Source organism: Streptomyces sp. NPDC001822, from assembly GCF_042892135.1.
Lineage (GTDB): Bacteria > Actinomycetota > Actinomycetes > Streptomycetales > Streptomycetaceae > Streptomyces.
On the sequence record NZ_JBIATW010000004.1, the window covers coordinates 293,799 to 305,592 of the forward strand.

10 protein-coding genes are annotated in these 11,794 nt (G+C 61.7%); all 10 read right to left on the minus strand.

Translation table 11 applies throughout. The features are described 5' to 3' along the window. Positions 1-19: 19 nt before the first annotated feature. Positions 20-5,611 (minus strand): transglycosylase SLT domain-containing protein, encoded by a 5,592-nt coding sequence (locus tag ACFYY2_RS12205; protein WP_388740760.1) that lies wholly within the window; start codon positions 5,609-5,611, stop codon positions 20-22. Positions 5,612-6,033: 422 nt separating this feature from the next. Beyond that, positions 6,034-6,366 carry a hypothetical protein gene (locus tag ACFYY2_RS12210; RefSeq protein WP_388740762.1) on the minus strand — a complete coding sequence of 111 codons (333 nt, stop codon included), beginning with the start codon at positions 6,364-6,366 and terminating at the stop codon, positions 6,034-6,036. Between the two features lie 123 nt (positions 6,367-6,489). After that, positions 6,490-7,077 (minus strand): hypothetical protein, encoded by a 588-nt coding sequence (locus ACFYY2_RS12215; RefSeq protein ID WP_388740764.1) that lies wholly within the window; start codon positions 7,075-7,077, stop codon positions 6,490-6,492. Positions 7,078-7,145: 68 nt separating this feature from the next. Continuing rightward, positions 7,146-7,415 (minus strand): hypothetical protein, encoded by a 270-nt coding sequence (locus ACFYY2_RS12220; RefSeq protein ID WP_388740767.1) that lies wholly within the window; start codon positions 7,413-7,415, stop codon positions 7,146-7,148. A 116-nt stretch (positions 7,416-7,531) separates the two neighbouring features. Continuing rightward, complete coding sequence (locus tag ACFYY2_RS12225; protein ID WP_388740770.1) at positions 7,532-7,921, minus strand: hypothetical protein; 390 nt, start codon at positions 7,919-7,921, stop codon at positions 7,532-7,534. Then, complete coding sequence (locus ACFYY2_RS12230; RefSeq protein WP_388740772.1) at positions 7,921-8,250, minus strand: hypothetical protein; 330 nt, start codon at positions 8,248-8,250, stop codon at positions 7,921-7,923. Before ACFYY2_RS12230 ends, ACFYY2_RS12225 begins: the two co-directional genes overlap by 1 nt. Beyond that, positions 8,237-8,614 carry a hypothetical protein gene (locus tag ACFYY2_RS12235; RefSeq protein WP_388740775.1) on the minus strand — a complete coding sequence of 126 codons (378 nt, stop codon included), beginning with the start codon at positions 8,612-8,614 and terminating at the stop codon, positions 8,237-8,239. The genes ACFYY2_RS12230 and ACFYY2_RS12235 overlap by 14 nt, the downstream gene beginning before the upstream one ends. A 13-nt stretch (positions 8,615-8,627) precedes the next feature. Further along, positions 8,628-9,722 (minus strand): hypothetical protein, encoded by a 1,095-nt coding sequence (locus tag ACFYY2_RS12240; RefSeq protein ID WP_388740778.1) that lies wholly within the window; start codon positions 9,720-9,722, stop codon positions 8,628-8,630. A gap of 53 nt (positions 9,723-9,775) precedes the next feature. Next, positions 9,776-10,303, minus strand: a complete 528-nt coding sequence (locus tag ACFYY2_RS12245; protein WP_388740780.1) for a hypothetical protein — start codon at positions 10,301-10,303, stop codon at positions 9,776-9,778. A gap of 40 nt (positions 10,304-10,343) precedes the next feature. After that, positions 10,344-11,780 carry a phage portal protein gene (locus ACFYY2_RS12250; RefSeq protein WP_388740783.1) on the minus strand — a complete coding sequence of 479 codons (1,437 nt, stop codon included), beginning with the start codon at positions 11,778-11,780 and terminating at the stop codon, positions 10,344-10,346. Positions 11,781-11,794: the final 14 nt, after the last annotated feature.

Sequence of the window (11,794 nt, forward strand, 5' to 3'; positions counted from 1 at the left end):
TCATTAGCGCTCCTATGTGTCAGAGGGCGGCCATCGTTTCTGCGTATTTCAGCGCTCGAAGGACAGACTGAGTGGTGTCCTCAGCCTTCGCTTCATGAATGTGGATCTCGTAGCGAGGGCCCAACATTCCAGCGGTGTCCTGGGCGTTGAAGACGCGCTCACCGCCCTTGAAATTGATCAGCTCCTTACCTCTCTCGCCCACGAGAGCCATTCCGGGAGCCGCAGACCGGGTACCGGTCGCATAGCCCTTCATCTTCGTGACCTTGGTAGAGGTAGTGGTCTTTCCGCCCACGGTCCGCTTAGTGACCGTGGTGGTAGTGCCCTTGGCCGGATCCGTCGTGGTCGTGGTGACCGTCGTGACCTTGCGACCGTCAGAGTCCGTCGAATAAGTCGTGGTCGTCTTAGTCGTCTTCTTCTTTCCGGTGTTGCCTCCGCCCTTGACCGCCTGGCCCTGACCCGTGAGCCAGGTCAGGAGACTTGCGAGGGAGGAATCAACCGGGGTGCTGGTGCTGATCTTCAGCTTGCTCTTTAGCTTCTTCTGGATGGCCGTGGCCAACTTCTCGATAGCCTTGGTCAGCTTCTTGTCGTCAGCCATCAAGCCGTCAACGAGAGCCTGTGCAGCGGCCTTTCCGGTGGAGTAGTAGGAACTCGCCACGGACTTCCCCAGGGAGCTGGCCTGTGTGCCGATGGCCTTATAGGTGTTGTTGAACTCGGTGATCTGAGCACCGGTAGCGTTCATCAGTTCCTTCGCCATGGCGCCGCCCTCTACGGGGCCCGCCTCTGCAATCTCCGCGATGATCTCCTTGGAGAACCCGCGCTTAACCAGGCCGGCAACGTTGGACTGGAACGACTTGATGGCGGCCAGGCGCTCCTTCAGTCCAGAGATGGCCGAGGAGACAGAGACGCCCTCCGTGTTGAACAGAGAGGTGAGGGAACGTTCCTGCGTCGCCTTGTCCGCGATGGACGAGGCCATGTCGCTTTCCTGTGCCTTCACGTCTGCCAGCTTGGTATTCGCGTCCTTGAGCTTGGTCGCGATAGTCGTCCGGTCAGACACGAGCTTCTGAAGGGTCTTGTTCTGCTTGTCCAGCCACTTGTTCAGGCTGTTAGCAGTGCCGGATCCGATGCGGCCCGACGAGAACGCCTTGCTGATGATCGAATACAGCTTGTTGACCGCAGTGTTGAGCGTGGAAACACCCTTCAGCGCATCCACGGCGAGTCCCGTGGTCCTGGTGCTCGACGTGCCCGAGGCGTAGCCCCGCATCGCCGATCCAGCGGACATCACGCTGTCCTCGTGCGTCAGGACGGTTTCCCCGCCCTTGAAGTTCACGAGTTCCGGGCCTTGCTCGCCAACCCATGCCCAACCCTTTGCAGCCCCATCAGTGCCCTTGGCGTAGCCCTGGGTCCCGGACAGAGCCTTGCGCCAGCCCGAGCCGTAGCGCGAGGTGGCGTAGTTCAATCCGGCGTAGATGCTGGCCAGGGGGTCAGTGATGCCCCGAGACTTGTACGGGCCGGCGTATGCCGCGAACGTACTGGGGATCGTCTGCATGAGGCCCTGCGAAGGGTGGCCGGCCTTCGCGTTGGAGTCCCACAGGTTGATCGCATTCGGGTTGCCTCCCGACTCGACCTTGATGCGGTGAAGCACCAGAGCCAAGTCAGAGGCCGGAAGGCCGAGTTGCGCCAGGACCGCCTTGACCTGCGGGGTCCAGCGGGAAACGCTGTCTCCCACACCTGGGACGGAACTGCCCGCTCCTTCGAGGAGCTTGGAGATATCGGGAGGGCCGGACGTGAGTCCGTCCCCACTGAAATCGAAGAGCCCTGTCAGATTGGGAAGGTTCTCCTTGGCAGTCTCGAAGACCTCACCGGCTACCTCTGCCCCGTAGGTCAGGGGGTTTTGGTATATCTCCTTGATGCCCTTCACGGTGTCTACGAAACCGTTGAACGTCTCCCGGGACATCTCCCAGACGCCGTTTACACCCTCCTTGATCGTGCCAACGGGGTCGGAAAGAAATGCCGTTCCGCCCTTCCACAGAGACTTCAGGGTGTCTACCGTGCCCCCGAAGAGATTGCCGATTACCGACTTCAGTGTCTTCATCGACAGAATGTCACTCATGTACTTCTTGCCGCGTTCGAGGACGTTGCCTTCGCCCTTCCAGACGTCATTCCAGAAGTACTCACTCTGAACCGGTGCAAGCGCGCCGCCGAGTACACCAATGACCTGGCTTACCCCGCTGGGGATGGGCGCCTTCTTCAGCAGCTCAAAGACGTCCGTGGAGATGAAGTCATACATCCCTCTGGACTTTCTTCCGACGTCAGAGCCGATGAAGTTGTTACCTCGACGGCCAGCGCCCTTCATGCCCTTCTGGGTGTCTCCGCCGAGAGCGTCGGAGGACTGGTACATACTCACGGCGCTAGCGGCGCCGAGGACGTCCCTGCCGACGTTGAAGTTGCCTGCGGCGGCAACGATGTCGTCCAGGCCGAGTTTCCCGAGGATGCCGCCCTTGGCGAACCGCATGGCCCGACGAACACCAGCCACACCCTTGGTGCGAGCAACGTTGTTGAGGCGGGTGACCTCGTCGGCACCCATCGCGGCCGTCCACTCAGGCCGCATAACCGACTCACCTCCGGAGAGGTGCAGTTCGCCGGCCGTGGGGCTGCTGAACACATGGACGTCTCTGCCGGGTGTGTAGCCCGGAAGGACACTCCCGAGAGCGCTGCGCTTCTTGGGAGGCTTCGGCTTGCCCTTGGTCCCACTAGCAGGAGCGTGCTCCGAGATGGAGTTCAGGCGCGAGTTCAGCGTGTTGGCCTTGCCCGCCGCGTCGTCGAGGGCGTCCTTGAGGGCCTTGATCTGCTTGACGACCGATCCCGTGCTCATCTCATTGAGCTGACCCACTCGGCTGATCAGGGAGGATTTCCCTCCGCCAACCTTGCCGCGGGCATCGTCCGCCGCATCCTTGACGTGGTTGACCTGGCCCTTGAGCTTGCCCAAGGTCTTGTCGTTGAGATTCCCGGCCTGCTTGGCGGCCTCGCTGAGAGCGGAGTCCAGCGCCTTCGACTTGCCCTTGGCGCCGGACAGCTCGCCGTCCAGGTCCCCGAGCCCCTTGCCGTTCAAGTCTGAGACGTTGGAGGCAGCCTTTCGGACCTGGCTCTTGAGGGAGCTGGAGGTCTCCGCGACCTTGTTGAACTCGCCGTCGAGGGCCTGGAGCTTGAGCCCCTTGAGGTTGGTCGTAGCGGTGTCCGCCTCACGGACAGCCTTTGCGGCCTTCTCCGCCGCAGCCCTCACGCTGCGGTCGGCACCCGCCAGGTTCTCGGCCAGCTCGTTGAAGTTCTCGCCCCGGAAGTTCCGGATCTTGGTCCGCAGGCTCTCGATCTCGTCGTCGAGTTCCCTGATGTTCTGCTGAGCCCGGCTGGTGTCGAGCTGAAGTGCATCAGCCTGTCGGCTGGGGCTCTGAGCTGTACGACGCTCGTTGTAGCCGTTCTTGAAGCTGTCGCCTCGGGCCTTGGAGGCAATACCGCTAGCTACCGCAGAACCGATCCTCGTTGTTCCCCTGCCGGCCTTGTACAGACCGCGGGCCAGGCCCACGACAGGGGAGAAGACCTTGGTGAGGAGTCCGAACGTCTTGATCACGGCGCCCAGTGCGAGAGACGCAACGCCGACCAGGGCGGCGAACTTGCCGATCTCGATGACTGCGTCAGTGATCCCAGGGTTGTCCTTGAGTACCTGGACGGCCTTCTTGACCCACCCTCCCAGGATGGTGAGATCCTTGAACAATTCGGCGATCAGCTTGCCGGACGGATTCTTGAGATCGGCTCCGAGCCCAGACACGGTGTCCAGCAGGCCGTTCTTGCCCATAAGTGCCGCGCCAGGTCCGGCGTACCGGTATTCGCCCGTCTTCTTGTCGGGCTGAATGAACATCTCGGAAAGGCCGTACTTGGCCTGCTCGAACATGTTGGCCAGTCGAGCCGTAATCGTGGCGGTACCCAGACGCTTGGCCGGCGCGTCGTCCGTGCCGGTGCCAATGGCCTTTCCCTTGCCAAGGATGGCTTCCACGATGCTTTCGCCCGGCACACCACCGGTCTCCATCGCGTTCTGCATCCACTTCATCATCTGAGATGCGGCAGTGGACTTCGTAGGCATCTTCCAGGAGACGCCGTTCTTCTCCATCAACTTCTTCTGAGCGTCAAGTTCCTTCTCGTTCAGCTTCCTGTCCTTGAAGCCGAGAAGATTCGCAAGTTCCTGAACTGTGAGGCCGGCGTTCTGTGCCAGCGACTTGACGTTACGGAGCCCAGCACGGTCGGACTCCTGGATGGTGGCGACAGCCTGATAGGCGCGCTTGACCATTTCCGGATCGGTGATACCCGAGTACGCCGCCAGGTCACCAATCGACATGACGAGATTGGTGGAACGAGTCGTCGCCTGCTTCGAGCTCAGCCCATGAGACTGGGCAGCACGGGTGTACAGGGTTCCGTACTGAAACATATCCTCGACGGTGTACGGAGTCTGAGTACCGTATTCCTTCAGGACGTTGAGCTGATTCGTGGCGTCCTTCGCGCTGACACCCATTTTCTCAAGGGCGCTCTGTGACTGCATGATCGAGTCAGCAGCCTTGATGCCGAAGAACGACATAGCAGAGGCCGCGGCAAGCAGCGGCGTAACCATGTTGCTGTTGATCGTGCGGCCGAACTCACTCACCGAGGAGCCGAAGGAATTCAGCTTCTGGCCCATGGTGTACGTGGCCTTGGTCCAGGACTTCGACGTCTTGTTGGCGTTGTCCTGGAGGGCCTGAACGGTGCGGTTGTTCGCCGCGATCTGCTGCTGAGATGCCTTCCTCGCGGACTGTGCCGCAGCCACCTGCCCTTGAGCCGCTGCGATGCTCGCGGCCTTCAGACCGTTCATCGTGGAAAGAATCTCGGCCTTGCGGGTGGCGTACGCCGCCGTGTGGGCTGCCTGTGCCGTACGAGCGGCCTTGACCGCCTCAGCGGTCTCCATCTGAGCCTGACGGATGACCAGAGCCGACAGGGTCTTGACCTGGGCCTCACGGGCCTTGGTCTGCTTCAGGTTCTCCGCAGCGACCTTGCGCTGTTCCAGGACTTCAGCCGCAGACCACTGCTTGGCCTCGTTGATCCTGACAAGGGAGAGGCCCTTGTTCTCCTTCATCATGGCCGCAACGTCCTTGCGGTACGAAGCAGCTACCTCGCTGCCGTAACGCACCTCAAGGTTTCGAGAGTTGAGGGCTATCCGCTCGCGCTGTCGAGCGGCCTTCTCCCTGGCCATGGTCTGGGCGCGCTCAGCCGCAGCGCTGGCCTCGGTGACCGTGGAGAACGCCTTGATGACGGCGGCTGTCTCGGTCTTGTTGTACTCCTCGCGCTTCGCTGCGGCAGCCTGCTCCAGCTTCACGCGCTTGGCGGCCTCTTCGCCGTAGCGAGCAGTGACGTACTCTTCGAGCTTGGTACGGAGGTTGGCGGTCTGACGGGCAAGCGTTTCCGTCTTGCCGCTGAATGCCGCGATTTCCTTCTCGGCTCTGTCGAGCTGTGCCTTCAGCTGAGAATGATCCAGCTCAGGGGTAATCTTGATCCAGGCGTTTCCGACCTTGATGCTTCCAGATTCGGGCATCGATCCCCCTTAGAGGCTATTCATCCGGCTGAAGAAATCCACCACCTCTTCGGTTGAGGCATAGCTAGGCGTCGCAGGCTCGGGAATCTCTTCCTCTTGGCCAGGGCGAAGCATCGGCGTGGGTGCGGGGACCTCTTCCGCGTCCTCACCCGAATTGGCCTGGTAGAACAGCCAATTAGAAAGCTCAAGGGCGTCGTGCACCCGGGCGAGTAGGTGATCCGAGTTTGACCACTCGGCACTCTCGTCCACAGCAGCAGCAAGGGCGGATCGGCCCGGCTGCCTGAGGAGAGATCCAATCAGTACGTTGATTCGGCGTAGGGAGAGCTGCCCACTCCACAAATCCAGGAAGTCAACCCCGAAGAACTGAAGCAAGTCCGCTTCGAGTTCTTGGGGAAACTTCCTGATGATGTAGACAGCTCGGCTCAGTTTCCCGAAGCTGCGTTGATCTTGTTGTTCAGCTCCTGGAAGTCGCGAATGGTCGGCTTCGCCTTCCGGTACTCCTGCCACTGGGCCTCACCCAGGACGATGCGGACGGCCTCAAAGTCGTTGTCCGCGAACACGACATCAACCGGGTAGTCCAGAGGGGACGGCAGGATGTACGTCTTGCCGTTGTGCTCGATGGCGACTCCATCGCCCTTTGCCTCAGCAGCAGCGACACCAAGCTCAGCGTCCGCGTTCGGCACCTCGGTCTCGACAACGACCTCATCGGCCGGCGCGGAGAGGTTCTTGGCAGCAGTCTTCTTGGCAACAGTCATTGAGAACTCCAGGTGGGTGGGGACAGCAAAAGGGCCCCGCTGAGGGGGCCTGGATGGGTGAGAGAAGGAGCCGGGGACTACGAGCCCTCCCCGGCAGGGGAGTTGGGAATCAATTCCCAAGGACTACGGGGCGACGGTCGTCATGTCCTGGTTCGTCAGGACGTAGCCGAGGATGCCGTCAGAGTCGAGGGCGTCAATGGTGAGCTGGTACTCCTGTGCCGCATTGCGAACAAGGGTGATCGCGCCGCGCTCCTGGACCATCGACCGCGGGATGACGACCCGAGTCAGGTGGGCGCCCTGGCCCCAGTCCACGACGAGGGAAATTTCCTGGAGGTCCGGGGTGCTGGCGAGGTCCAGTCGCCAGGTGTCCACGGTGCCCCCACCGGCAGGCTCGACCTCGGTCCAGGACGCACCGAAGAACAGTTCAGTGGTGTTGATGCTGGTCTCAGCGAAAGTCGCCGCGATGGTGAACGTGGCGGCCGAGACGTTGAACAGGACCGGTACCGCCGACTGCCAGACGTTGACCGGGTCGGCCGTCACTGTGGGAGTGATGACGACACCAGCGTCGGTGACGTAGCCGAGGGACTTGTAGCCAGTGGGAGCGGTCTTGCCGTCGCCGACTGCGGTAGGCAGCGTGGCACCTACGGCAGGTGCGATGTAGACGTTGCCCTTCGGGGCGAACCGGATCTTCGAGGGGTCGTTATTGGCCATACAGGCTCCTTTGGGGACACAAAAAAACGGCCCCAAAGGGCCGTTAGGACTGCGGAGTTGGAGGGGGGTCAGTCGTCAGTCACGAGGTACACAGAGACCTCGCCCGAGTAGGCGGGTTCTAGGGACTGTTTGTCCGGGTGCCAGCTCGGGGCGTCCTCTTCGCGCACGTCCAGGACCAGGGCGCCGTTGAGGCTCTTCCCTGGTAGCTGCTCAAGCAGGTACTCGCGGACGGTGTAGGCCAGTGCCCCGGCCTCAGCCGGGCTTGCTCCGTACACGTCGTAGACGATGAAGAAGCGGTCTACGCGGTCCCGCTTGCTGCGGTATCCACCGGACTGCATGAGGTAGATCGTTGTCTCTCCCACATTCCGGCCTACGAGGGTGCCGGTCACTGCACCTGCGGGAATCTCGGGGAGGGACCTGAGGAAGCCGACGATCAGGGGTATCGGGTCTTGTCTCATTCCACCCGCTCACTCTGAAGGACTGAGCGGAGGTAGAAGCGGCCTGCGTGCCGGCGCCCTGCCGGGTCGCGGTAGCCCCGTTCCTGAAGCATCGCGTGGCGTGCTCGATCGTTCTCTTCGACGACCACGAACCCAACCCACTCATCGCCAACCTGCTCGACGTATGGGTGGATGTTTTTCTTGATTGAGTAGGCGTCGGTGGTGACGTGAGGCCCGCGGGGAGCGGCCTTGATCATGTTGCCCGCCATCTCGCCCGTCTTCGCAGCGACCAGGGCGCGCACCTCACCGGATTTCATGAGCTTCGTTTCAAAGCCCAAGTCGGTCTCGAAGGTGAAATCCTTGGTGCCGGATCGGGTGTACTGCTTTCCCCGCTTTGGAGTGGCCATTACTTCGTCACCCCTCGAACGTGGATCATGGTGTATTGGCGGGAGCCGAGCCGCCACTTCCACGGCTCTCCCTCGGGCGTCCAGAGCTTGGACTGAAAGAGGATTTGGTCGGACGAGTCCACCGGCAGGTTGCCGGGAAGGTAGATCGTCGCCTTGTTCGTAGTCGTCTCCCGGATGGGAGTCTCGGCCTTGTGCGTCCGCAGGTAGGGGACGCCGGCCCCAAACCCGGACCAGACAATCGTGTAGGTGTCCCAGTCGCGGTGATGGCCGTAGGCGTCCTCGACAAGCGGCGTGCGGCGGACCTCGATGAAGTCGTTAAACAGCGCCATCCGGATCCACCTCCGTCCAGGTGATCAGACGGATTGATCCGAGACGCTTCCTGTACCTGGACAGCATCGACTTGGCGGACTCTGAGAGGCCCGCTATGAACGCGGTCTGTGCGTACTCGACCTGGAGGTCTCCGGTCTTTTCCATGACGGTGCCTGGAGAAACAGAGAGCCAGCGGATTACCTCGGAGCAGACAGCGGCCTTCACTGATCCCGGCACTGCATCCCATGTCGGCTGCTGGAAATCTGTCCCGCAGTAATCGCACACAAGGGCAGTGGCGTCTTCAATGAAGGCCGCGATCCGGGCCTCTTCCGTGGCGTCCGTCGCAGGTCGCCCGAGACGGGTGAGCACATCGTCAGTCGTCACGAGAGGCATAGGGTTACGGCGTCTCGGTGATGGCGATCTTCAGGCCCCTGACGAACTTCTCGCCGATCAGGGTGCCTCGCACCGCGTAGTCCGGGTCTTCCTTGACGGTGGCCAGGCCGTACATGGTGTCGAGGCCAAGCGTGTCCGCCTTCTTGGCGTAGTCGTAGTCGACCAGCAGCCGAGTGGCGACGCCGTTCACGTCCTGGACCGAGCCGGTAACCGCACCCATCGGGATGGCGGGGCAGGCCGAGACCATGAGGAGCGCGCTCTTGTGGAAGAGGTACATCTCCAGCGCGAAGGAGTTGTGAATCACGATGTCGAAGCCGTAGATGCGGCCGATCACGGCCCGACGCAGAGCGTTCGTGTCGCCGCTGTAGTCGACGGCCACGAATTCCGGGTCCTTCAGAAGGATCGCCTCGACCTCGGGGCCGGCAATCAGGAACCGCTCACTGACGGGGACCTGCGCGAGGTTGAGCGCGAGGCGCGCATCGACCAGTGCGGTTCGCAGGGCCAGGGCCCGCGCGGACATGTTGGCCGCAGTGCCGTCCACCTTGGGGAGGGTGACGGAGACGTCGCCACCGATCGCCGTTTTCTGTCCGGCAGTCAGACCCGCTCGGTTGATGTTCGCCTTGATGAAGGCAGCCGTGGTGTCGTCGAAGTACTCGGCGAAGCCTCGGGTGAGCTTGGAGAGCACCTGAGAGCCGAACTGGCGGAGGTCAAAGGCAACCTGCTCCATGGACAGCGTGGTTGCGTTCTGTGCCAGCGTGGTGAGCTGGACCGGGAACCTCGACTCGTTGATGAAGCCGGCCGGGGCCTGGCGGGCAGCCGCGGGAAGCGGCCTGTCCGACGCAGCCGCGAAGACGTTCTTGTCGCCGGTGATGGGGTTCACGATCGGCGAGGAGATGCCACCGGCCACAACCGGGATGCCTCGCGACTCACGGTTGACGTTGATCACGTCGCCGAGACCGCCGGTGAAATTCAGCTCGGAGTATCGGGCCGGGATGGCACCAAGGGTCAGCTGACGGTCCAGGAGGCCGAGAGCGGCAATTGTGACCTGCTTGGGGTCGAGATTAAAGTGATGCGTAGTAAGCGGCAAAGAAGCCTCCATCGGGCATGAAAAAAGCCCCCCAGAAGGAGGGCTGAACTAAGGGAATGGAGAGGCTAAATAAAAGCCCCGCCCGTGATGTAGTCGGCAAGCGCGCCCGGATCGTTGCTGGTGAACTCTCCGCCGTTACCACCCTTGTTGTGGCCAGCGCCTGCGATCTGCGGGAATCCCGCTCCGGAATTGCTCTGCTTGGGCAGAGACTCAATGAACGACTTGACGGCATCCTCGTTCGGGCGGGAGTCCTCGCCCGTGAACCGGTTGAGGTCGAGGTAAGACAGGTCAGGAAGGTCGGCACCTACACCCGCGGCCTGGAGTCGCAGTTCCGCAGTCACCAGCTCCGTGGAGACCTCTGCGAGAGCGGACGTCCGGCCCTCGGTGCGAGCGGTCTCGATGGCCGCTGGCTGTGCGGCCTGGAACTGCTGAAGCTCGGCACTGGTGTCGTTCCAGCGCTTCTCATTGGTCTTGCTGAGTGCCTGCCACTTGTCGCGGTCGGCAATGACCTCTTCCAGCGTCGGACCAGTGGAAGGAGCGGGAGGATTTCCCTCGTTGCCCTGCTGGCCGGCGTTGTCGTCCTGAGTAGTCATGCGTGATTCCATTTCGGAAGGGACTCGCCATTTCGGCGGGTCAGGGTTTAGCCTCATGGATCTTCCGGTTTGCATTACCGGAGTTGCCCTGTGGAGGCTTGTTGGGGTTGGGCTGTTGGCCCTGAGGAGTAACCTGCGGCTGGGGCATGAGCTTCTGAATCTCGGCCTGAGCCTTGGCGTCTTCCTTCCGCATTTCACGGAAGTCAGCAATCTGAGTTCCGGAGAATCCAGCCTCGTGCCACAGGAATTCGAGAGGCACCTCAAGCTGCTTCAGCTTGAGTAGTGCGTCAACGTGCTGTGCTTCAGTGCGGTACTCCGGGTCGCGCCAACGCGTCTCCATTTCGAAGGCGTCCTTGCGCTTGTCACCCTTGACCGCGAAGCAAAGTCGAATGACTCGTTCCCACGATTCGCCGAAGTGGAGCATCCGTTCCCGGACCTTGGCGACAAGGCCGGCCTCTGCCGAGATGATCGCTTCTCCGGAAGGGGCGGTAGTCGTGTTAACGAGGAAGTAATGGCTGGGCACCCTCGAAACCGTCGCGAGGTGCTGGACGAGCATGTCTACCAACGTCACGTAATTACTGAGGTCAGCAGCAGCGAAGGAACCGAACTTGGCAGCCGGATCCTCAGCCTGAAGTAGCTTGTCCTGGCCGACGTTGTACGGCTCGATGGGATTGCCGTTGCTGTCTTCCTGAATCTCCAGGCCCGTAACGAAGCGCTGGGGGAAGGCCGCGAACTCGGACGCGGTCAGTGCGTCCATGGTCGTCTTGTTGATCGCATCCTGAATCGGGATGCAGTTGGCGAGTTCGGATACCGGATCCATGCCGAGTCGAGAGCGGTTCTCGAAGGGCACTACGGGGACGATCCCGAGAGGGTTGGGCTCCTTTACGCCCTGGTCCCATTCGGTCGTGCCGTAGGCCACCTCATAGACGTAGTCCTCAGTCCAAAGGGTGACCTGCTGCCGGCCCCACGAGTCCATCTCGAAGCGCGCCGCGGCCTCCAGCTCCCACAGGGAGCCAGGCTTGTAGGAGACAGCCATGCGGGAGCTGGGAACTGGGGTGATGGTGGGCTCGCCCTTGGCGTCAGCCCAGACGACTACGTACGCCACACCCGTGATGAGGGCTTCTAGGTGCACTGACGACGAGTAGGCGTCCATGCTCGACCGCTGCCAGAACTCCCGGGCTTCCGCACCGTCGTCCTCTCCGGAGATCCGGAAGGAATCAACGTGGAGCCGTTCGTTCGTGGAGTCCACGATCGTGCCGCAGAAGTTGTCTCGCCACTCACCGAAGACCGAGGCGAAAGCCGCCTTGTACTTCATCTGAGAGAAAGCGAGCTTCTGCTGTTCACCCTCGTAGTACTTCGAGAAGATGTGGTTCTCGTGAAGCGGGCCCGGCACCTTCCCATATAGGTACATGAGCCACTGGTCTGGGGTGTCCGGCTTGCCTATGAAGGGGGTATGGCTACCAGGGGGGACAATCATAGGCGGGCCTCTTT

What these genes read in the sequence shown, in the direction of transcription:
- ACFYY2_RS12205 (WP_388740760.1), bottom strand. Translation starts at nt 5,611, where the DNA reads ATGCCCGAATCTGGAAGCATCAAGGTCGGAAACGCCTGGATCAAGATT.
- ACFYY2_RS12210 (WP_388740762.1), bottom strand. Translation starts at nt 6,366, where the DNA reads ATGACTGTTGCCAAGAAGACTGCTGCCAAGAACCTCTCCGCGCCGGCC.
- ACFYY2_RS12215 (WP_388740764.1), bottom strand. Translation starts at nt 7,077, where the DNA reads ATGGCCAATAACGACCCCTCGAAGATCCGGTTCGCCCCGAAGGGCAAC.
- ACFYY2_RS12220 (WP_388740767.1), bottom strand. Translation starts at nt 7,415, where the DNA reads ATGCAGTCCGGTGGATACCGCAGCAAGCGGGACCGCGTAGACCGCTTC.
- ACFYY2_RS12225 (WP_388740770.1), bottom strand. Translation starts at nt 7,921, where the DNA reads ATGGCCACTCCAAAGCGGGGAAAGCAGTACACCCGATCCGGCACCAAG.
- ACFYY2_RS12230 (WP_388740772.1), bottom strand. Translation starts at nt 8,250, where the DNA reads ATGGCGCTGTTTAACGACTTCATCGAGGTCCGCCGCACGCCGCTTGTC.
- ACFYY2_RS12240 (WP_388740778.1), bottom strand. Translation starts at nt 9,722, where the DNA reads ATGGAGGCTTCTTTGCCGCTTACTACGCATCACTTTAATCTCGACCCC.
- ACFYY2_RS12245 (WP_388740780.1), bottom strand. Translation starts at nt 10,303, where the DNA reads ATGACTACTCAGGACGACAACGCCGGCCAGCAGGGCAACGAGGGAAAT.
- ACFYY2_RS12250 (WP_388740783.1), bottom strand. Translation starts at nt 11,780, where the DNA reads ATGATTGTCCCCCCTGGTAGCCATACCCCCTTCATAGGCAAGCCGGAC.